The sequence below is a fragment of the Sphingomonas zeae genome (assembly GCF_014197135.1).
Classification (GTDB): Bacteria; Pseudomonadota; Alphaproteobacteria; order Sphingomonadales; family Sphingomonadaceae; genus Sphingomonas; species Sphingomonas zeae.
On the sequence record NZ_JACIFA010000007.1, the window covers coordinates 106,333 to 126,990 of the forward strand.

22 protein-coding genes and 1 riboswitch are annotated in these 20,658 nt (G+C 65.8%); of the genes, 7 read left to right on the plus strand and 15 right to left on the minus strand.

Annotated features, from left to right (window positions below; all coding sequences use genetic code 11):
- Positions 1 to 124: 124 nt before the first annotated feature.
- The gene (locus tag GGR45_RS11735) at positions 125 to 637 is read right to left on the minus strand and encodes a hypothetical protein (RefSeq protein WP_175311936.1); all 513 of its coding nucleotides are present in this window, start codon (positions 635 to 637) and stop codon (positions 125 to 127) included.
- Positions 638 to 701: 64 nt separating this feature from the next.
- Here GGR45_RS11735 and GGR45_RS11740 point away from each other — a divergent pair, with 64 nt between their 5' ends.
- The gene (locus GGR45_RS11740) at positions 702 to 1,145 is read left to right on the plus strand and encodes a DUF1810 domain-containing protein (RefSeq protein WP_175311935.1); all 444 of its coding nucleotides are present in this window, start codon (positions 702 to 704) and stop codon (positions 1,143 to 1,145) included.
- 20 nt (positions 1,146 to 1,165) lie between these two features.
- Here GGR45_RS11740 and GGR45_RS11745 read toward each other — a convergent pair whose 3' ends face one another.
- On the minus strand, positions 1,166 to 1,546 hold the full coding sequence (locus tag GGR45_RS11745) for a hypothetical protein (protein ID WP_175311934.1): 381 nt from the start codon (positions 1,544 to 1,546) through the stop codon (positions 1,166 to 1,168).
- 112 nt (positions 1,547 to 1,658) lie between these two features.
- Here GGR45_RS11745 and ung point away from each other — a divergent pair, with 112 nt between their 5' ends.
- The 3 genes from ung (at position 1,659) to GGR45_RS11760 (ending at position 2,962) form a co-directional block, all read left to right on the plus strand.
- Entirely contained in the window at positions 1,659 to 2,354 is a 696-nt protein-coding gene (ung, locus tag GGR45_RS11750; RefSeq protein ID WP_175311933.1) for a uracil-DNA glycosylase, read from the plus strand.
- 85 nt (positions 2,355 to 2,439) lie between these two features.
- Positions 2,440 to 2,751 carry a zinc ribbon domain-containing protein YjdM gene (locus tag GGR45_RS11755; protein WP_175311932.1) on the plus strand — a complete coding sequence of 104 codons (312 nt, stop codon included), beginning with the start codon at positions 2,440 to 2,442 and terminating at the stop codon, positions 2,749 to 2,751.
- 37 nt (positions 2,752 to 2,788) lie between these two features.
- Positions 2,789 to 2,962, plus strand: a complete 174-nt coding sequence (locus GGR45_RS11760; protein WP_175311931.1) for a type II toxin-antitoxin system Phd/YefM family antitoxin — start codon at positions 2,789 to 2,791, stop codon at positions 2,960 to 2,962.
- Between the two features lie 707 nt (positions 2,963 to 3,669).
- Here the strand turns inward: GGR45_RS11760 and thiC are convergent.
- The 8 genes from thiC to gluQRS form a co-directional block, all read right to left on the minus strand.
- Positions 3,670 to 5,517: a phosphomethylpyrimidine synthase ThiC gene (thiC, locus tag GGR45_RS11765; RefSeq protein ID WP_175311930.1), complete on the minus strand. Its 1,848-nt coding sequence runs from the start codon at positions 5,515 to 5,517 to the stop codon at positions 3,670 to 3,672.
- Between the two features lie 45 nt (positions 5,518 to 5,562).
- Positions 5,563 to 5,653: riboswitch (TPP riboswitch) on the minus strand.
- A gap of 145 nt (positions 5,654 to 5,798) precedes the next feature.
- Positions 5,799 to 6,833 (minus strand): ferritin-like domain-containing protein, encoded by a 1,035-nt coding sequence (locus GGR45_RS11770; protein ID WP_175311929.1) that lies wholly within the window; start codon positions 6,831 to 6,833, stop codon positions 5,799 to 5,801.
- A gap of 34 nt (positions 6,834 to 6,867) precedes the next feature.
- The gene (locus tag GGR45_RS11775; RefSeq protein ID WP_175312034.1) at positions 6,868 to 7,848 is read right to left on the minus strand and encodes a ferritin-like domain-containing protein; all 981 of its coding nucleotides are present in this window, start codon (positions 7,846 to 7,848) and stop codon (positions 6,868 to 6,870) included.
- Between the two features lie 200 nt (positions 7,849 to 8,048).
- Complete coding sequence (gene egtD, locus GGR45_RS11780; RefSeq protein WP_175311928.1) at positions 8,049 to 9,026, minus strand: L-histidine N(alpha)-methyltransferase; 978 nt, start codon at positions 9,024 to 9,026, stop codon at positions 8,049 to 8,051.
- Complete coding sequence (egtB, locus tag GGR45_RS11785) at positions 9,020 to 10,300, minus strand: ergothioneine biosynthesis protein EgtB (RefSeq protein ID WP_175311927.1); 1,281 nt, start codon at positions 10,298 to 10,300, stop codon at positions 9,020 to 9,022. The genes egtD and egtB overlap by 7 nt, the downstream gene beginning before the upstream one ends.
- Positions 10,301 to 10,337: 37 nt before the next feature.
- Positions 10,338 to 10,901: a cob(I)yrinic acid a,c-diamide adenosyltransferase gene (locus GGR45_RS11790; protein ID WP_175311926.1), complete on the minus strand. Its 564-nt coding sequence runs from the start codon at positions 10,899 to 10,901 to the stop codon at positions 10,338 to 10,340.
- Between the two features lie 4 nt (positions 10,902 to 10,905).
- Positions 10,906 to 11,133, minus strand: coding sequence for a twin transmembrane helix small protein (locus tag GGR45_RS11795; RefSeq protein WP_042485175.1), 228 nt, complete (start codon positions 11,131 to 11,133; stop codon positions 10,906 to 10,908).
- Between the two features lie 10 nt (positions 11,134 to 11,143).
- A complete protein-coding gene (gluQRS, locus tag GGR45_RS11800; protein WP_175311925.1) occupies positions 11,144 to 12,007 on the minus strand; it encodes a tRNA glutamyl-Q(34) synthetase GluQRS in 864 nt (287 codons plus the stop codon).
- Between the two features lie 110 nt (positions 12,008 to 12,117).
- Here gluQRS and GGR45_RS11805 point away from each other — a divergent pair, with 110 nt between their 5' ends.
- The 3 genes from GGR45_RS11805 to ppc all read left to right on the plus strand — a co-directional run bounded on the left by GGR45_RS11805 (position 12,118) and on the right by ppc (position 15,991).
- Complete coding sequence (locus GGR45_RS11805; RefSeq protein ID WP_042485172.1) at positions 12,118 to 12,684, plus strand: HNH endonuclease; 567 nt, start codon at positions 12,118 to 12,120, stop codon at positions 12,682 to 12,684.
- 18 nt (positions 12,685 to 12,702) lie between these two features.
- Positions 12,703 to 13,161, plus strand: a complete 459-nt coding sequence (locus GGR45_RS11810; protein WP_175311924.1) for an EF-hand domain-containing protein — start codon at positions 12,703 to 12,705, stop codon at positions 13,159 to 13,161.
- A 154-nt stretch (positions 13,162 to 13,315) separates the two neighbouring features.
- Entirely contained in the window at positions 13,316 to 15,991 is a 2,676-nt protein-coding gene (gene ppc / locus GGR45_RS11815) for a phosphoenolpyruvate carboxylase (RefSeq protein WP_175311923.1), read from the plus strand.
- A gap of 22 nt (positions 15,992 to 16,013) precedes the next feature.
- On the opposite strand, the gene GGR45_RS11820 is transcribed toward ppc, so the two are convergent.
- The 5 genes from GGR45_RS11820 to GGR45_RS11840 form a co-directional block, all read right to left on the minus strand.
- Positions 16,014 to 16,661 carry an FMN-binding negative transcriptional regulator gene (locus GGR45_RS11820; RefSeq protein ID WP_175311922.1) on the minus strand — a complete coding sequence of 216 codons (648 nt, stop codon included), beginning with the start codon at positions 16,659 to 16,661 and terminating at the stop codon, positions 16,014 to 16,016.
- Complete coding sequence (locus tag GGR45_RS11825) at positions 16,658 to 17,137, minus strand: methylated-DNA--[protein]-cysteine S-methyltransferase (RefSeq protein ID WP_281394132.1); 480 nt, start codon at positions 17,135 to 17,137, stop codon at positions 16,658 to 16,660. Before GGR45_RS11825 ends, GGR45_RS11820 begins: the two co-directional genes overlap by 4 nt.
- A gap of 68 nt (positions 17,138 to 17,205) precedes the next feature.
- The gene (locus tag GGR45_RS11830) at positions 17,206 to 17,601 is read right to left on the minus strand and encodes an acyl-CoA thioesterase (RefSeq protein ID WP_175311920.1); all 396 of its coding nucleotides are present in this window, start codon (positions 17,599 to 17,601) and stop codon (positions 17,206 to 17,208) included.
- The gene (locus GGR45_RS11835; RefSeq protein WP_285138848.1) at positions 17,598 to 18,203 is read right to left on the minus strand and encodes a DedA family protein; all 606 of its coding nucleotides are present in this window, start codon (positions 18,201 to 18,203) and stop codon (positions 17,598 to 17,600) included. The genes GGR45_RS11830 and GGR45_RS11835 overlap by 4 nt, the downstream gene beginning before the upstream one ends.
- Entirely contained in the window at positions 18,179 to 20,248 is a 2,070-nt protein-coding gene (locus GGR45_RS11840; protein WP_175311919.1) for a S9 family peptidase, read from the minus strand. Before GGR45_RS11840 ends, GGR45_RS11835 begins: the two co-directional genes overlap by 25 nt.
- Positions 20,249 to 20,658: the final 410 nt, after the last annotated feature.

Consider the following 20,658-nt stretch of genomic DNA (forward strand, 5'->3'; position numbering starts at 1 on the left):
CAAGGGGAGGTGGCAGGCCGAAGGCCTGACGGAGGGGGGCTTACCACATAGGACGTCCCTTGGCGGCGATCCCCCCTCCACCACCGCTTCGCGGTGGTCCCCCTCCCCGTGCCGGGGAGGATTGTCACGCCTGCGGGCATTCCCCCGGCTGGGTCACCGGCGCGCCGCCCATATACCAGTGGCTGCGGTCGCCCATCGTCTCGCGGTCATGGTAGCAGACCCGCGCCTTGGACGTCTTCAAGTCCAGCTCGACCGTCCAGTTATTGTCGGCGCAGTCATGCGGGGTGCAGCCATGCGCGGCGATCCCCTGTTCGCCCTGGCGGAAGATCGGCACCGTCACCGCGCCGCGCGACATCATCCGCTGGACCAGCTTCTGATCGCCGACCGCATCGTGCAGCGCGGTCGCCACCTCGGTCCGGTCGAAGAAGCTGACCCCGTCCACCGCGTCTCCGGGATAATGGCCGATATAGGCGGTCAGCGGATTGACCTGCGCCACGCCCGGCAGTGGGGTCGGCCGCGCGGTGCCCGGCGGGGTGAAGTTGCCGGGTGCGACATCCGAGTCGGTATCCTCACCCCGACCGCCGCACGCCGACAATGCGAGCAGAGCCAAGGGGGCAAGGATGGCGAAACGGCGCATGTCTCTCTCCTGACGAATCTCTTATAGGCGGGAACGCTTTGAGGGGGCGGCCGGTTGCCCGTTCATGACATCCCCGCCTGCCCATGATGCCGCACTGGTCCGCTTTGTCGAGGCCCAGGCGAACAGTTTCGCCACCGCCCTCGCCGAATTGCGCGCGGGCCGGAAGCAAAGCCATTGGATGTGGTACATATTCCCGCAGATCGCCGGGCTTGGCCGCAGCCCCACCGCGATATTCTATGCGATCGCCGATGCCGAGGAAGCGCGGGCCTATCTGGCGCATCCGGTGCTGGGGCCGCGTCTGCATCAGGTCGTGGCCGCCGCCGTGGCAGCGCCTGGTTCGGCCGAGGCGGTATTCGGCGCGATCGACGCGATGAAGCTGCGATCGTCGCTGACCCTGTTTGCCGCCGTCGCGGATGACCCCGCGCCGTTTCGCCAGGGGCTCGAGCGCTTCTTCGACGGGCAGGACGATCCGGCAACCCTGACGAGGCTCGACCATCACCGGCGGTGACGGTCGAGCCTCTGTCCGGTTCACTTCTTGATGGTTACGGGGCCTGGGCCGGTGACGCTCGCCGACTGGTCTGCGGTCAGCACGATCGTCCATTGGGTTTTATCGTCGCACACCGCATCCCAAGTCGGATTGCCGTTGGTAGGCGCGGCCTCCTTCATGGCCGTCACCGACTGGCAGCTCGACCCGTTCGGCCCCGCATCGCGGATCGCACGGAACAGGACGCCGCGACGCTGGCCCTCGGGCAGCGCACGAACCTTGGCGCCCAGCGTATCGGCGCTCATTTCCGTGCCATTGCTGGTGGCAGCGGCGGCGCTGTTATTGGCTGGTTCAGTCGAGGACCCGCACGCCGCCAGCGGCAGCGCGGCGGCCATTACGGCCAGGAGAATCGTGGAACGCTGCATGATCCAGTTCCTTTCCCTAAGTGGCGGCCGCGGGAGAGCGACCGTATCGCCTGCATAACGATCATCGGCGTCGCCAGTTGCGCGCATCCGCCGCGAACGGCAAGACATCTCGATGAGCGACGTTCGATTGCACGAAAGCTGGCTGTCGGTGCTGCGGCCCGAATTCGACGAGCCCTATATGAAGGCATTGAAGACCTTCCTCGCCGAAGAGCGCGAGGGCGGCCAGCGCATCTTCCCTCGCCCGTCCGAATGGTTTCGCGCGCTCGACCTGACGCCGCTCGACCAGGTGCGGGTCGTGATCCTGGGGCAGGACCCCTATCATGGCGAGGGGCAGGCGCATGGCCTGGCCTTCTCGGTCCAGCCGGGCGTCCGCCCGCCGCCCAGCCTGGTCAATATCTACAAGGAGATGGCGAGTGATCTGGGCATCGCCCCGCCCTCCCACGGCCTGCTCGATCACTGGGCGCGGCAGGGGGTGCTCTTGCTCAACTCCGTGCTGACCGTGCGGATGGGACAGGCCGCCTCGCATCAGGGGCGCGGGTGGGAGCGGTTCACCGACGCCGTGATCCGCGCCGTGGCCGCCAGGCCCGAGCCGGTGGTCTTCATCCTGTGGGGCGCCTATGCCCAGAAAAAGGCGGGCTTCGTTCGTGAGATGGGCGCGGGGCGGCACTGTGTCCTGACCTCGGTCCACCCCTCGCCTTTGTCGGCGCGGGGCGGCTTTTTCGGCTCGAAGCCCTTTTCGCGCGCCAATGACTTTCTGGTCGAGCACGGCCAGCCGCCGATCGACTGGGCGCTGCCGCCGCTGTCCTGATCCCGATCTGTAATCACACTGGCATCATTTGGTGCAAGCGCGCATAGCGCCCGCCATTCCACCGATAGAATAAGGACCACCGGCGATGGCCGACGACGAATATGTCTATGACGAAGCGACCGGCGAATGGATCAGCGCCGCCGACGCTGCTGCCAAGGGTGCCGCGGCCAGCGACGACGATGCGGTCGTGGTGCGCGACTCGGTCGGCAATGTGCTGAGCGACGGCGACCAGGTGACGCTGATCAAGGACCTGACCGTCAAGGGCGCAGGCCAGACGCTGAAGCGCGGCACCCTCATCAAGTCGATCCGCCTGACCGGCGACGCGCAGGAAATCGACTGCAAGTTTGACGGGATCAAGGGGTTGGTGTTGAGGGCGGAGTTTGTGCGGAAGCGGTGAGGTTGACGTTCGGCGTGTCGTGGGAGAGCATGGCCCTATGCAGGCAGTCTCCTACGATGAAGCAGCCGAAAATCTGGAGGCGATGATCGACAAGGTCGTCGCCGACCGCGCGCCCCTCGCGATCACGCTTGAACGGGGCGAAGGCGCCGTGCTGATCTCGGCCAGCGAATGGGCGTCGATCGAGGAGGCCTTACATCCTCCCGGGGGCTAAAGAACGTGACCCATTTGCATTGGGGAGCGAACCCCGAGCGTCGTGTTTTCACAGCCTGAACAAATTGACTGAACCGCTATGCTTCGATATTGACCCCGACATATTTTTATGAAAAGTTTGTAAAGTCGAAGCACAAGCCTCTCCCGCGCCCGCGGGAATGGCCCACGCTAGGCTTCGATGCACGGTTGTGCGGGCACGATTCCCCCGCACGAGCGGGGACATTTTTACGCCGTCAAAGACGCCAATGCCAATGCTCTCGTGGGTTAGGCATGGGCCGATTTGACAGCCGAACGAAATCAGGGCCGCCGCGCCAACGACGGCCCTGATGGAGGCAGGCATCCCACCTCATGCTTCACAAAGCGTATGAGACTTTAGTGGGCCTCCGATTGCAAAGCAACCCGCCCTTGGTGCCGGAGCGGTAAGACTCAGAGGCTAAAATGGCATACTACAAGTATGATCAGTATTTGCAAAAATCTAATAGCGACGCCTACGACCTGACCTATGGACCCGGGGCCACTGTGCCGCATTCGGGCATTTATAGGTGCCAAGGCTGTGGTCGTGAGATTGCGTCTAACAAAGGCGACCCCTTCCCCCCTCAAAATCATCATCAACATGCCACGAGCCAACCCATAAAATGGCGGCTTGCGGTCTATGCGGACCCTAGCCTTAAGTGATGTAAGACCGGCCAGCGTAAAGCTGGCCGGCTATCACTCCGCCGGAAGATAAACCTCCCCGCCCTTCTCGCGGAATTTCTCGCTCATCTGCTGCATCCCCGCCTCGGCGTCCTCGGCCGCGACGAAGGTTTCGACCGGCGCGTTCTGCTTGGCCGCGAATTCCCGAACTTCCTGCGTGATCTTCATCGAACAGAATTTCGGGCCGCACATCGAACAAAAATGTGCGGTCTTGGCGCCCTCCGCTGGCAAGGTCTGGTCGTGGTACGACTCCGCCGTGTCGGGGTCGAGCGACAGGTTGAACTGGTCGCGCCAGCGGAACTCGAAGCGGGCGCGGCTGAGCGCATCGTCGCGCATCTTGGCGGCGGGGTGCCCCTTGGCCAGGTCGGCGGCGTGGGCGGCCAGCTTGTAGGTGACGACGCCGACCTTCACGTCGTCGCGGTCGGGCAAGCCCAGATGCTCCTTGGGCGTAACATAACAGAGCATCGCCGTACCGTACCAACCGATCATCGCCGCACCGATGCCGCTGGTGATATGGTCGTACCCCGGTGCGATATCGGTGGTCAGCGGCCCGAGCGTGTAGAAGGGCGCCTCGCCGCACGCCTCCAGCTGCTTGTCCATATTCTGCTTGATCTTGTGCATCGGCACATGGCCGGGGCCTTCGATCATCACCTGCACGTCCTGCGCCCAGGCGCGCTTGGTCAGTTCGCCCAGCGTGTAGAGCTCGGCGAACTGCGCCTCGTCATTGGCGTCGGCGATCGCACCGGGACGCAGGCCGTCGCCCAGCGAATAGGCGATGTCATACGCCTTCATGATCTCGGTGATCTCGTCGAAGCGCTCGTAGAGGAACGACTCCTTGTGATGCGCCAGGCACCATTTCGCCATGATCGAGCCGCCGCGCGACACGATGCCGGTCACGCGCTTGGCGGTCAGCGGAATGTACGGCAGGCGCACGCCCGCATGGATGGTGAAATAGTCGACGCCCTGCTCGGCCTGTTCGATCAGCGTGTCGCGGAAAATCTCCCAGGTGAGATCCTCGGCGATGCCGCCGACCTTTTCCAGCGCCTGATAGATGGGCACCGTGCCGATCGGCACCGGCGAGTTGCGGATGATCCACTCGCGCGTGTCGTGGATGTTGCGCCCCGTCGACAGGTCCATGACCGTATCCGCGCCCCAGCGGATCGACCAGACCAGCTTGTCGACCTCGGTGGCGACGTTGCTGGCGACCGCCGAATTGCCGATATTGGCGTTGATCTTGACCAGGAAGTTGCGGCCGATCGCCATCGGCTCGGATTCGGGGTGATTGATATTGTTGGGGATGATCGCCCGACCGCGTGCCACTTCGTCGCGGACGAATTCGGGCGTGACGTAATCGGGAATGGCCGCGCCGAAACTCTCGCCGTCGCGGACATAGTCTTTCAGCATCTCGCGGCCCAGATTCTCGCGGGTCGCGACATATTCCATTTCCGGCGTGATGATGCCTTGGCGGGCATAGTGCATCTGGCTGACGTTCATGCCGGGCTTGGCCCGCAAGGGGCGGTTGAGGCCGGTGCGCGGGAATTGCGGCACGCCGCCCGAGCGGTCGGGGCCGAGCTGGCCATTATCCTCGGGGCGGATGGCGCGGCCGTCATAGGCCTCGACATCGCCACGCCCCTCGATCCAGTCACGGCGGATTTGCGGCAGGCCCGCCATGATGTCGATGCGCGCGGTCGGATCGGTATAGGGACCGCTGGTGTCATAGACGCGCAAGGGAGGCTCGCCCGAGGACGGATCGAGATGGATTTCGCGCATCGCGACGCCCAATGGGCCGACATGGATCTTCTTCGAGCCACGAATGGGGCCGGTCGTCACGCCGATTTCGGCCTTTGCGGGGATATCTGCCATAGTCCACTCCATGCGGAGGAAACGGACCGTGAGAGGCGGGGCCGCTCCCTCCCTACGCCGGTGTCAGCCGGATCAGGTTCAGCGGGTCGGGGGCTCCTGCCCCCCTCTCAAGCGCAGGCCAGCGCTCCCCCGGGGATGGACCCTGCATAGGCGGAATTGCGGCGGATAAGAAGGGGTTTCGCGCCAGCACGCCTCCACATCCCGACGAAAGACAAAAAAGCCCCGATCGGCCAGGGGACTAGGGACCGACCGGGGCCAAGGAGCCCTTGGGAGGGAGAGGGTTATCCGCTGGCGGCGCTGGTGCGGACGGTGCCGTTCAGGCCGCCGGGGAAGAAGCCCCCGCCCGTCACCGCTGCCTTGTTTAGATAGACGACGTTCAACACCTGGCCCGGCGTGCGGACAAAGGCGATGGCGTTGGAATCGGCGGGCACGATGTTCGCCACCTGCTGGCCGTTGACGGTCGCCACGATGCCCTGATCGAGATCAGTCGACCCGTCGAGGCTGTCACGCGCGTCCGAAATCTTGCCCGCATTGGTGATGAGCGCCGCGTTGCTCAGCCCCTTGCGGTACAAGGTCGTGCGGACCAGACCGGCATGATAGGCCTCGGCCGCGTGGATGCCCGCCGCCGCCTCGATGAAGGTCTTGTTGGTCAGCAGGGTGACGCCGCCCATATAGGCGGTGACGCCGACATCCTCGAACAGAAAGGCGCCGAGCAGGAAATTCTCGTCCGAGGCGTAAGGGTCGAAGGTCGAGCCGCTCGTGATGACACCCGCCGCGACCGCCGCCGCGGTAAAGGCGCCGCTGGCGTCGCCCGACAGGTTGATCGCGGGCTGCGCCACCGCCGCGCTGCCCAGCGCGGTGCGCAGGAAGTTGACATGGGCGATCTCGTCATAGGCGATCTCGCGCGCATATTGCGCAACGATCGGGTCCTGGAACCGGACCTGGCGGGGCTGCCCGGCGCCATCGGTCGCGCTGGCGTTGATCGCAACCGCCCCTTGCGTGCCGGTGCCGCCGAGCAGCGACGAGGACAGGCCTGCACCGAACGCGGCATAGCTATAGAATTGCGCTTCCAGATATTCGAGCTGGAGCGCGAAGTTCAGCACGTCGGCGTCCGTGACCGAACCGGTCGGAACGGTGGTCGGGGTGGGCGTGGGCACGACGATGACATCGTCGCCGTCGTCACCGCAGGCGCCCAGCATCGCCAGGCCGCCGACCGCACCCGCCCCGGCGGCCATGCGCATGAAACGGCGACGATCGGACCGGCGCTTGGCGGAAGCCTCTTCGATGACGTCGAGAATGAAGCGTTCTTCGCTCATGATTAAAATCCTCTCCAGAGGAGGAAAAAGGGGATCAGTTCGCCACGCTGGCGCGCAGGGTGCCGTTGACGCCGGCCGGGAAGAACCCGCCGAGCGTGGCAGCCGCCTTGTTCAGGTACACGATGTTGAGCACCTGACCCGGCGAGCGGCTGAACGCGATGCCGTTCGAATCGAGCGGCACGATGTTGGACACCGGCTGCCCGTTGACGCTGGTCTGCGCGATCCCCTGGTCGAGGTCCGTCGCGCCGTCCAGGCTGTCGCGCGCATCCGAAATCTGGCCTGCGGCGGTAATCAGCGAGGATTGCGGGTTCGTGGCGGCATAGCCGCGCGCATAGAGTGTCGTGCGCACGATCGCGGCATGATAGGCCTCGACCGCCAATATGCCCGCCGCCGCCTGGAGGAAGGTCTTGTTGCTGATCAGCGGCGACGCACCCTTATAGGCGGTCACGCCGACATCTTCGAAGATATACGCGCCGAGCAGAAAGGCCGTCGGCGAGCTATAGGGATTGAAGGTGCCGCTGGTGATGACGCCCGCCGCCAGCGCCGCCGCGGTGAACGGGCCATTGGCATCGCCCGAAATGTTGATCGCCGGCTGCGCCACCGCCGCGCTGCCCAGCGCGGTACGCAGGAAGGCGACATGCGCCGCTTCGTCCGCCGCGATCTCGCGCGCATATTGGCCCACGATCGCATCGTCGGCGATGCCGGTGGCGAAATTGACCTGCTGGCCGCCCGTCACCGCGCCTTGCGTACCCGTGCCGGTCAACTGATTGGCGGCCAGCCCCGTGCCATTGGCGGCATAGGCATAGAATTGCGCTTCGAGATATTCGAGATTCAACGCGAAATTCAAAATGTCGGTGTCGGTGATCGTCGCCTGTGCCCCGGCCTTGCTGGCCAGGCTGAACGCCGTCACGCCCGCCGCAGCCGCCCCCATCGCCGTTTTGAAGAATTCGCGCCGCAGGTTGCGGCGCTCGACTCGCGCGTCGAACGCGTCGAGCAGTTGTGCGCTTTCGGTCATCATGCTCCTCCCGATCAGGAACCGACGAAGAGTTATTCTGTTATAGTGAAACGATCAGAATTACTTTTCGCGGGGCCGGACCGAGAGATCGCCTGACAGCGAAATCTTGGTCAAACCGGGGTGGTAACGTGATGACCCCGCAAAAAGACCCATGAATTTAACAAAAATTACGTTCCGATCTTGAAATCGCGCCCAACTGGTCAAGGCGCAAGCCGAACCGATTGCGCCTCGGCCAGATACACGGCGAAAAGATCGTCCGGGTCGCTCCACTGTGCGATCGGCGTCCAGCCGCCTGCGCGCAGCAGGATCTTTGCGTCGCGGGGGCCATATTTGTGGCTGTTCTCGGTGTGGATGGTTTCGCCCGCCGCTATGCTGAAGCGACGGCCCTCGATCGTGAAGTCGACATCGCGGGTCGCGGCGAGATGCATCTCGATCCGCGAGCGGTCGTCGTTCCAGATCGCCCGGTGGCAAAAGGCATCGACCGGGATGGTGCCATCCAGCTCGCGGTTGATCCGGTCGAGCAGGTTGCGGTTGAACGCCGCCGTCACCCCTTGCGCATCGTCATAGGCGGGAACCAGCAGGTCGCTGGGCTTGGTCCGGTCCATGCCGATCAGCAGCATCGCCCCCTCGCCCAGCGATCCGCGCATCGCGCGCAGCAGGTCAGTGGCCATGGCGGGCGTCATGTTGCCGATGGTCGAGCCGGGGAAGAACCCCAGCTTGGGCGCGTCCGCCACCATCGCGGGCAGCGTCAGCGGGCGCATGAAATCGCCCTCCAGCGGATGGATGGGCAGGTCGGGAAAGGCCTGTTGCAGCCCGCGCGCGGATTCGCGCAGGAAGTCGCCCGAAATATCGATCGGCACATAGGCCGACGGTTCGACGCAGCGCAGCAGCACGGGCGTCTTGGTCGACGAGCCCGAACCGAACTCGACGACCGCCCGGCCCCGGCCGACATGCGCGATGAGTTCGGGGCACAGGGTCTTCAGGATCGCGGTTTCGGTGCGGGTGGGATAATATTCGGGCAGATCGGTAATCGCCTCGAACAGCTCCGAGCCGCGGCGGTCATAGAACCAGCGCGCGGGGATGGCGCGCGGGCGACGCTCCAGCCCGGCCAGGACATCGGCGCGAAAGGCAGGGTCGGCGAGCGACATCTGGCCGTCCTCGATCTCGGGCTTCAGCATGATGACAGGTCCTTTGCCAGACGGACGCCGGTGAATTGCCAGCGCTGATGGGGGTAGAAGAAGTTGCGATAGGAGGCGCGCGCGTGGCCGCGCGGCGTCGCGCAGCTTCCGCCGCGCAGCACGAACTGCCCGTTCATGAACTTCCCGTTATACTCGCCGACCGCGCCCTCGATCGCGTGGAAGCCGGGATAGGGGCGGTACGCGCTGCCGGTCCATTCCCAGACATCGCCGAAAAAGGCCGGACCGCCGGATGAGGGGCGCGGCTCGATCGCGCCCGCCCCGTCGAGCTGATTGCCGCCCGCCGCGTCATGTGCCGCGGCCGCCGCCTCCCATTCGAACTCGGTCGGCAGGCGCGCGCCCGCCCAAGTGGCGAAGGCGTCCGCCTCGTAAAAGCTGACATGCGTGACCGGCGCGGCGGGGTCGATCGCGCGCCGCCCGTCCAGCCCGAACCGGGTCCAGCCGCCGTCGCGTTCTTCCCAATAGAGCGGCGCGGCGATCCCCTCGCCCTTCACCCAGGCCCAACCGTCCGACAGCCAGAGCCGCGCGTCGCGATAACCGCCATCGTCGATGAACTGCATCCATTCGGCATTGGTGACGGTGCGGTCGGCGATGGCATGGCGCTGAAGCAGGGCCTGATGACGCGGCCCCTCGCAGTCGAACGCAAAGCCCTGCCCGTCATGGCCGATCTCGACGATCCCGGCCTTGCCCTCGATCCAGCCGACCGGGCCGGGCATCGCAACCGGCGCCTTGGGCTGGGGCACATAGAGCGCGGGTTCGAGCGGGTTTTCGGAGAAGAGGTGGAGGATGTCGGTGACGAACAGCTCCTGATGCTGTTCCTCATGATGGCACCCCAGCGCCACCAGCTCGCGCGCGACCTGCGGAAGCTCGGGCAGCGCCACCAGCAGCGCGGTGTCGACATGGGCGCGATAGGCGCGCACCTCGTCCAGCGTCGGCCGGGTAATCATCCCGCGACGGTGGCGCGCGTGGCGCTTGCCTTCCGCCTCGTAATAGCTGTTGAACAGGAAGGGAAAGCGCGGGTCGTGAAGCGCATAGCCGGGCACATGGTCGCGCAGCACGAAGGTTTCGAAGAACCAGGTCGTATGCGCCATGTGCCATTTGGCGGGCGAAGCGTCCGGCATCGACTGGACGGTCGCGTCGGCATCGGAAAGCGGCTCGGCCAGCGCCAAAGTCAGGCCACGCACCGCGCGGTAACGTGACGCGAGATCATCGGCAGGCGTGGGAGCCGTCGCGGAGGACGGGACGAGGGTCGGCATTGGGGCTCCCCAGACTATGGGGAGGCCGGTCGGCCCTTTACCGTACCATGCGCGCCCCTCCTGGAACCCAAAGAACGTCCGATGCGCCGCTTTGGTTCATCGTGCGGGCGGCAACAAAGAGCCAATCGGACAATCGGTTGAGGTAAGCGAGCGCGGACGGGTTGATCGCTTCCTGATCGCCGAGCGCCACGGTCGCGCGCTCGGCCCGCCGGGTGATCGCGCGCGCCAGATGCAGATGTGCGGAAGCCGGACTACCGCCCGGCAGGATGAAGCTGGTGAGCGGCGACAGCGCGGCGTTCATCGCGTCGATCTCCGCCTCCAGCCGTGCGACCTGTCCGGGCAGGATGCGCAGCGCCCCCTCGATCTCACCGGGCGTCGCCAGGTCCGCACCCAGATCGAACAGGTCGTTCTGGATCATGGTCAACCGCCCGGCAAGCGGCCCTTCGACCGAGAGCAACGCCACGCCGATCGCGCTGTTCGCCTCGTCCACCTCGCCGATCGCGACCATGCGGGGTTCGGCCTTGGAGCGGCGCGATCCGTCGACCAGCCCGGTCATGCCCTCGTCGCCGGTGCGGGTGTAGATTTTCGTCAGCTTGACCAAGGGATCAGGTCCGCCCCGCCATGAACAGCAACAGCACGACGACGGTGATCGCCAGCGCCTGGAAGAAGATGCGCTGCTGCATCATCCGGTTGGATTTCAGCTGCGACGCGGTCGGCCCCTCGCCCTTCGCCTCGGCCGTGGCTTCCTGGAGGAAGGTGATGATGCCGCGCACCAGCGCGACGACGGTGGCGAGCATCGCCGCGATCAACAGGATCACGAGAAAAGTGGTCATGAGGCGGAGCTTACGCCTCCCCCAGCCGAAATCCAGCGGGAAGCATATTGCGCCGCAGCGCATCCGCCAGCGCGCGGCCGTCTCCACCGCCCTCGCGCATGACCGCCAGCGCGGGCGCGCCGTGCCGCTTGGCCAGTCGCTCCCCATCCGCCCCGACGATCAGCGGATGATGGTGGTAGAGCGGCGTCTTCAGTCCGAGCAGCGCCTGGAGCAGCCGGTGGACATGAGTCGCCTCGAACAGATCGGCCCCGCGCACCACATGCGTGACGCCCTGCGCGGCATCGTCCACCGTCACCGCCAGATGATAGCTTGACGGCGCATCCTTGCGCGCCAGGATCACGTCGCCCTGGGCGAGCGGGTCGGCGGCGACCTCCCCCGCATATTCGTCCCGCCACGTCAGCGGCCCGGCTCGCTCGACCGCCAGCGCCATGTCCAGCCGCCAGCCATGCGGCTCCCCCATCCGCGCGGCGCGCGTCGCGGGCGACAAATGACGGCACGTCCCGGGATAAAGCGGCGTGGCCCCATGCGGCGCAGACAGGCTGGCGGCGATCTCCGCGCGGGTGCAGAAACACGGGTAGAGCAGATCGGCCAGCCGTCCTTGCGCCGCCGCATAGAGATCCAGCCGCTCCGACTGGAAGGACAGCTCGTCCCATTCCAGCCCCAGCCATTCCAGATCGCGCAAGATGGCGTCGACATGCTCGGGCCGACTGCGCGTGCCGTCGATATCCTCGATCCTGAGCAGGAAGCGCCCGCCGCCCGCCCGCGCCAGATCATGGGCGCGAACCGCCGACAGCGCATGGCCCAGATGCAGCCGCCCGGTCGGGCTGGGCGCGAACCGGGTCACGGGCTGCGCCGTCCGGCTCTCACCACTCATCGCCCGCCCTCTTGACCGCGATTCCAATCCCATGCTGTCATAGCGCTCAGTGTCATAGCCATGTCACGCGCTTGCGCGAATAGCGTCGGCGTACCACGAAGGGAGGAGCTGTGTTTCATCCCGACTTGATCCGACACCCGGACTCGTGTCCGGCTCTTGTGCTGAACGCCGATTATACGCCGCTGTCTTATTATCCGCTGTCGGTCTGGCCTTGGCAGACCGCCGTGAAGGCCGTGTTCCTCGACCGGGTGGATATCGTCGCCCATTACGAACGCGAGGTGCGCAGCCCGACCGCCAAGGTCAAGCTGCCCTCGGTCATCGCGCTCAAGCAGTTCGTGAAGCCGTCGCAATTCCCGGCCTTCACCCGCTTCAACCTGTTCCTGCGCGACCGCTTCTCCTGCCAATATTGCGGATCGCACCGCGACCTGACCTTCGACCATGTCATCCCGCGCGCCCAAGGCGGCCGCACGACCTGGGAGAATGTCGTCACTGCCTGCGCGCCATGCAACTTGAAAAAGGGCGGGCGCACGCCGCGCCAGGCGGCGATGCCGCTGCATATCGAGCCGATCCGCCCGACCAACTGGCATTTGCAGGAACATGGCCGCAGCTTCCCGCCCAATTATCTGCATGAAACATGGCACGACTGGCTGTATTGGGACGTTGAGCTGGAAGCGTAACGAAGCCGGGAGTGTCGAATGCGTGGATGGGCCAGGAGCCTGACGAGCCTGGGGTTGATGGCGCTGGCCGCCACCACCACCGCCTGTGGCAAGAAGGAAGAAAACCGCGCCGAGGCCGACCGTGCCGCCGCCAAGGCGGGCTTCGTACCGCCCTCCGTCACCTCCCGCGTCGACTTCGGCAGCATGATGGCGCGCCGCTTTCGCGAACTGGACCGCGACGGCAACGACATCATCACCCGTGACGAAATGCCCACCACCAATTCGCGCCTGTGGGAACTCGACCGCAACAAGGACGGCGAAATCACCGAAAGCGAATTCTTCGAGGGGATGCTGGCGCGTTTCGACCGGATGGACCTGAACCGCGACGGCACCGTGACGTCGGAAGAGCGGGAAGCTTCGCGCACCGAACGGCCTGCCGCACCGAGCAACCCGGTCGCGACGGGGGCAAATACGACCATGCCGGGGAACGCCAACTGAGGCGCTGGCATCGTCCGCAAGGATGCGGCCATGGCCGGGCAAACACTCGGTTGGGACTAAGCAATATAACAAGCCAAGTCGCAAAAATATTATACCAAAATTGCCCCATTCAATCGGTTGACGCGCTTCCTATTGCGTTGCAGCAATAGCGCCCATGACCAGCCTCCCCCCCATCGCCAACAATGCCGACATCCGCTTCCTGGGCGCGCAGCTCGGCGACGTGATCCGCCGTTATGGCGGCGACGCGCTGTTCGAGGCGACCGAGGCGATCCGCCGGGCCTCGGTCGATCGCTATCGTGGGCTGGGGGAAGACGGGTCGGTCGACCTGCAACTGGAAAAGCTGGCGCTGGACGAGACGCTGGATTTCGTGCGCGGCTTCATGCTGTTTTCGATGCTCGCCAATCTGGCCGAGGACCGGCAGGGTATCGCGCGCGAGCCCGCCGCGGACATCGCGGATGTGCTGACGACACTGTCCGAAAAGGGGATCGATCGCGACGCGGCCATGGAGTTGCTGGCGCAGTCGCTCGTCGTGCCGGTGCTGACCGCGCACCCGACCGAGGTGCGCCGCAAGAGCATGATCGATCATCGCAACCGCATCGCCGAATTGCTGGCGATGCGCGATGCGGGCCGTGACGTGACGCCCGATGGCGATGATGTGGACGCCGCGATCGGCCGCCAGATCGCGCTGTTGTGGCAGACGCGGGTGCTGCGTCGCGAACGTCTCTATGTCACCGACGAGGTGGAGACGGCGCTGTCATACCTGCGCGACGTGTTCCTCCCGGTGCTGCCCGCGCTCTATCAGCGCTGGGACAAGGCGTTCGGCGCGCGCGTACCTGCCTTCCTGCGGCCGGGCTCGTGGATCGGCGGCGATCGCGACGGCAACCCCTTCGTCACCGCCGAATCGCTGACCACCGCGCTCGCCCAAGCCGCCGATGCGGTGCTCACCCATTATTGCGAGGCGGTGCACGCGCTGGGTGCCGAACTGTCCATCTCGACCGGCCATGCGCAGGTGGACGAGGCCGTGCTGGCGCTGGCAGACGCCAGCGGTGATGACGCGCTCAGCCGTTCGGACGAGCCCTATCGCCGCGCGCTCTCGGGCATCTATGCGCGGCTGGCCGCCACCCACCAGAAGCTCACCGGAAAAACCCCGCCCCGCCCCGGCAAGCTGATCGGCGAACCCTATCCCGATCCCAAGGCGCTGCGCACCGACCTCGTCGCCATCGCACGCGGGCTGGCGGCACAGGGCGACGGCGCGCTGGCGAGCGGCGGAGCCCTTGGGCGGCTGATCCGCGCGGTCGAAACCTTTGGCTTCCACCTCGCCACGCTCGACCTGCGCCAGAATTCGGCGGTGCATGAGCGCGTCGTCGCGGAGTTGCTGAAGGTCGCAGGGGTCGAGGCGGACTATCTCGCGCTGGACGAGGAGGCGCGCGTGGCGCTGCTTCGCCGCGAACTCGCCAATGCCCGGCCGCTGTTCAGCCATTATGCCGATTATTCGGACGAGACTCGCTCCGAGCTGGCGATCGTTCAGGCCGCCGCCGATGCACACGCCCAATATGGTCCGAAGTGCATCACCAATTACATCGTCTCGATGGGCAAATCGGTGTCCGATCTGCTCGAAATCAACCTGATGCTGAAGGAATTCGGCCTTTATCGCCCCGGCGAGCCCGCCACCGCCGCGATCATGGCGGTGCCGCTGTTCGAGACGATTGAGGATCTGGAGGCCGGGCCGGAGATCATGCGCGCCTATTTCGCGCTGCCGGAGATCGCCGCGATCGTCCGGGCGCGCGGTCATCAGGAGGTGATGATCGGCTATTCGGACTCGAACAAGGATGGCGGCTACCTGACCTCCACCTGGTCGCTGTCCAAGGCATCGAGCGCGTTCCGCCCGGTGTTCGACGAACGGGGCGTCAGGATGCAGCTGTTCCACGGGCGCGGCGGCGCGGTCGGGCGCGGCGGCGGCAGCGCCTTTGCCGCGATCCGCGCCCAGCCGCATGGCACGGTCCAGGGCCGCATCCGCATCACCGAACAGGGCGAGGTGATCGCGGGCAAATATGGCACGCGCGACTCGGCACTGACCAATTTGGAAGCCATGGCCTCCGCCACGCTGCTCGCCAGCCTAGAGCCGGACCGGCTGTCGGCGGCGGACACCGCGCGCTTTACCGCGGCGATGGAGGAATTGTCGGCCACCGCCTTCACCACCTATCGCGACCTTGTGTACGGAACCGAGGGCTTCCGCACCTTCTTCCGCCAGATGACGCCGATCGCCGAGATTGCGGGCCTCAAGATCGGCAGCCGTCCGGCCAGCCGCAAAAAGTCCGACGCGATCGAGGATCTGCGCGCCATTCCCTGGGTGTTCAGCTGGGCGCAGGCGCGCGTCATGCTGCCCGGCTGGTTCGGCGTCGGCACTGCGATCGCGCGGTTCGAGGACAAGGCGCTGCTGGCCGAGATGGCGAAGAACTGGCCGTTCTTTGCCGCCACGCTGGCGAATATGGAGATGGTGCTGGCCAAATCCGACATCGGCATTGCGCGGCGCTATGCCGGGCTGGTCGAGGACGAGAATCTGCGGGACTCGATCTTCGGGCGCATCCATGACGGCTGGCACCGCGCGCGCGACGGCCTGCTGGGCGTGACCGGCCAAGCGCGGCTGCTGTCCGACAACCCGGCGCTGGAGGCGTCGATCCGCCTGCGCCTGCCCTATATCGAGCCGCTCAACCTGCTCCAGATCGAACTGATGAAACGCCACCGCGCCGGTGAAGACGATCCACGTATCGGCGAAGGCATCCTGTTGTCGATCAATGGCATTGCGACTGCGCTCAGGAATAGCGGGTAAGCGCCGCCGCGCCGCCTGTGGATCAGTTCGACCAATCGCGCTCCGCGTTCGCCATCACCGCGGCCATCGCCCGGTCGGCCGGATCAGGCGAGACGGCCAGCCCGGCGATCACGCCGCGCCGGTTGGACTCGGGATGGTGCTGCGCGATCTTCCACACGCCCTCCAGCCGCGTGACGTGCAGGGTCAGGCCGACGATGCCGCGCAACAGCCCAGCAATGAAATCCGCAGGTGCATCGTCCATCGACCAGGGTTCCGGCCGTCCCGCTTCCTTCACGTCCGTCAGTCGCGCCAGATGCACCGCCAGCCAGTCTGGATCACGCGTGACGGATAGCGTTCCATGCACCTGCACCACCACATAATTCCAGGTCGGCACGACCTTCCCATGCTCGCGCTTGGTCGGATACCAGCCGGGATGGACATAGGCGTGCGGCCCCTGGAATATGGCCAGCGCCGCGCAGCCGCTTTCGGCGAGCCGCCACAGCGGGTTGGCAAGCGCGACATGCCCCTCCAGCACCAGCGCCTCGCCATCGCGCGTCGCGACCATCGGCAGCGACACCGCCTCGGGCACACCGCCCTGCACCACGACCAGCGAGGCGAGGCCGATCTCCGCCACCGCGTCGAGCAGCACATCCTCGCGCGTCTCGCGGAAAGCGCGTGGCGGATAGCTCATGCCAGCGCCAGTATCGGCTCGCCGCATTCATGGGCGAGCAGCCATCGCTTGACCGCCAGCCCGCCCGCAAAGCCGGTCAGCGTGCCGTTGGCACCGATGACCCGGTGGCACGGCGTCACGATCGACAGCGGGTTGCGCCCGTTCGCCGCTCCCACCGCCCGCGACGCACCCGGCCGTCCGATCGCGGTGGCGAGCGCCGCATAACTGCGCGTCTCACCGTATGGAATGGCCTTAAGGCCCGTCCACACGACCTTCTGAAACGCGGTGCCGACGGGGTCGAGCGGCAGGTCGAACGCGCGGCGCTCCCCCGCGAAATACTGCGACAGTTGGCGAACCGCCTCGGCTAGTATCGCATGGGCCGGATCGTCGCGCCGTTCGGGCAGTTTCACCCGCCCGGCCCGTTCCTCGGCCCACAGGACCGCGCGCAGCCCCTGCTCGCTCGCCACGAGGGTCAGCTCGCCCACCGGCGAGGCCATGGTGCATTCGCTCAACATGGGGAGGAGCCTAGCGCAAGGACGCAGGCGTTGCGTCCCACTTCTTGCGCTCAAAGCCGAAAGAAGGGCGCGGCGATCTCGGGCGTGACGCGCAGCAGGCGGCCGGTGGCACGGTCGATCAGCGCCCAGGTCGTCACCGCCTCCACCTTCACCCGGCGATCGACATCCAGAAAGCGGACATGCCGGTCGAAGCGCGCACCCTTGGGCGGATCGGGCACCCAGGTCTCGGCCGTCACCGTCTCCCCCGCCACGACATTGCCGCGATAGTCGATCTCGTGCCGCGTCACGACCCACACATGGGCGGCGGCATGTTCGGGGGGCACGACGGCCTCCCAATGCGCACCCGCGATCGCCTGAATCCACTGGACCCAGACGGCGTTGTTCACATGGCCCAGCTCGTCGATATGTTCGGGCTGGGCGGTGAAGCTCATGGTGAAACGGCTCATGCCTGTTCGTCCGGCTCCTTGTATCGCAACCACAGCGCGCGCACGCCCCAGCCGATCGCGGCGGCGGCCATGACCAGCCCGGCCGCCATCAGGATGTGCAGCAGGCTGGGCCGATAGCGCGCGGCGAGTTCTTGAAACGCCTCGCCGAACAGATAACCGATGCCGGTGAAGATCGCTGCCCAGCACACGGCGGATGCCGCATTGACCGCGACGAACAGCCGGGTCGACACATGGCTGGTGCCCAGCGCCACCGGGCTGATCGTGCGCAGGCCGTAAAGGAAGCGGAAGGCGAAGATGAAGCCGACCGGATAACGCTCCATCATCTTGGTCACGCGGGCAAAGACGCGCCGCTTGCGCAAGCTTCGCACCCAGCGCCCGTCCCGCGCACGGCGGCCGATGGTGAAGAAGATCTGGTCCGCCAGGAACGACCCGATCGCCGCCGCGATGAAGGCGGCGGGCCAGGCGACCAGACCCTGATGCGCCAATATGCCGCCCGTGACGACCGCCGTCTCACCCTCCAGCCCGGCGCCGAGCGCGATGGCCGCGACGCCGTAGCGCGCGACGATCGCCTCTATGCTCAGGATTCGACTCCCAGCTGCCACAGGATGAAGGCGTGCTCCTCCGCACCCTCACGCAGGGACTCGAACCGGCCCGACTTGCCGCCATGCCCGGCGCCCATATTGGTCTTGAGCAGCAGCAAATTGTTATCGGTCTTGGTCGCGCGCAACTTGGCGGCCCATTTGGCGGGCTCCCAATAGGTGACGCGCGGATCGTTCAGCCCGCCCGAGATGAACATCGGCGGATAGGGCTGCGCCCGGACATTGTCATAGGGGCTGTAGCTGCGGATCAGCTCGAACGCCGCCTTGTCCTCGATCGGATTGCCCCATTCGGGCCATTCGCCCGGCGTCAGCGGCAGCTCGGCGTCCATCATCGTGTTGAGCACGTCGACGAACGGCACATCGGCGATCACCGCACCCCACAGCTCGGGATCGGAATTGACCACCGCACCCATCAGCTCGCCACCCGCCGAACGGCCCGCGATGGCGATCTGGCCCGCCTTGGTCCAGCCGCCCTCGATCAGCCCCTTCGCCACGTCGACGAAGTCGTGGAAGGTGTTGGTCCGCTTTTCCAGCTTGCCGTCCAGATACCATTGCTGGCCCAGATCGTCGCCGCCGCGAATATGCGCGATGGCATAGGCGAAACCGCGATCAAGCAGGCTCATCCGGCCCGTCGAGAAGCCCGGCGGGATCGCATAACCGTATGCGCCATAGGCGTAGAGGAACAGCTTGCCCGATCCGTCGCGCGGAAAATCCTTGGGGTAGACGATCGATACCGGCACCATAGTCCCGTCGCGCGCAGGAATCTTCAGGCGCTCGGTCCGGTATTTGTCCGCGTCATAGCCCGACGGGATTTCCTGCACCTTCAGCATGGTCAACCCGCCGGTCGCCACGTCATAGTCATAGACGGTGCCCGGCGTGACCATCGACTCATAGCCGAGCCGCAAGACCGACACGTCATATTCGGGATTGTCGCCCAGCCCCGCCGTATAGCTGGCCTCGGGAAACGCGATCCGCTGGGGCACGGTCGGCGTGTCATAGCGGTGGATGGCGATGCGGTCCAAGCCGTCCTCGCGCCCCTCGACCACGAAGAAGTCCTTATAACACTCCACCCCGGTCATGTAGAAATGCGGGTCCGGCCCGATCAGTTCGTGCCAGTCGCCCGGCGCGTCGATCGACGCGGTGCACAGGCGGAACTGCGGGTCCACATCATTGGTGTGGATGAACAGCGTGCCGTCATGCTCGTCCACGTCATACTCGCGCCCCTCCTTGCGGGGTGCGACCAGGATCGGCTCGGCAAAGACATTGTCAGCCGGGAGCAGCCGCACCTCGCTGGTGACATGATCGCCGGTCGCGATGACGATCCAGTTGCGCGCGGAGGTCTCGGCGACGGCGACGCGGTAGCCCTCGTCATCCTCGTGGAACAGCTCGACATCGTCGGCGACGGGCGTGCCCAGCCGGTGGAAGCGCGCATTGTCGGTCCGCCACTGGGCATTGGCCACGCCGTAGAGGAAACCGCTATCGTCCGCCGTCCAGACGATCTCCGACAACATGCCGGGAATCACCTCGGGCAGATGCTCAGCCGTCGTCAGGTCCTTGACCCGCACCTCGAACCGTTCCGAGCCATTGTCGTCGATCGCATAGGCCAGATAGCGGCCATTGTTGCTGATCGAAAACGCGCCCAGCCGGAAATATTCCTTGCCCTCGGCCAGCGCCGGCTCATCGAGCAGCAGCTCGTCGGGGCCGCCGGTCACCGGCTTGCGCCACCATTTGCGATACTGGCCGCCGGTCTCGAACCCGGTCCAGTAAAGCCAGTCGCCATCCTTTTGGGGCACGGAGGATTCGTCCTCCTTGATCCGGCCCTTCATCTCCTCATACAGCCGGTCGATCAGCTTCTGGCGCGGGGCCATGACCGCCTCGAAATACGCATTCTCCGCCTCGACATAGGCCAGGACCTGGCTGTCGGTGACTTCGGGATAGGCGGGGTCCTTCAACCAGGCATAGGGATCTTCGATGGTGATGCCATGGGCCGTGAAGCTGTGGGCACGGGTTTGGGCAATGGGCGGCGTCGGCGCGGCGGGTTCGGTCATCGCCCGGATGTAGCCAGGCTTGCGTCCCACCGAAAGGGGTGGGGATTGCGCTATTTCCTTCAGAACCGTTCAGCCCCGGGCGTGCTGGGCCTAGGGTAGAGGAGCGGCGGCCGCGCGCGCCGCCGTCGAGCGGATGCGGTGCCGGACGTCCAAATTCTCCGGCTTTGTCTTGGGCCGAGATCAGGCCATTGGGTTCTAGGGCGCTGATCACCGCGTCGGCGGCCGTGATGCAGGCCTTGATCGCGTTGCGGTTCTTCAGGTCGCTGACGACGATGTCGATCCACTCGAAAAAGACCGCGAGCTTTGCGGGGTCGCGGGTGTAAACCGACAAGGTTTAGCCGCGACCCAGAGCCTCTTCGATGATGCGGCGCCCGGTCGGGCCGGTACGTCCAAGCAGGCGATCTTCTTCG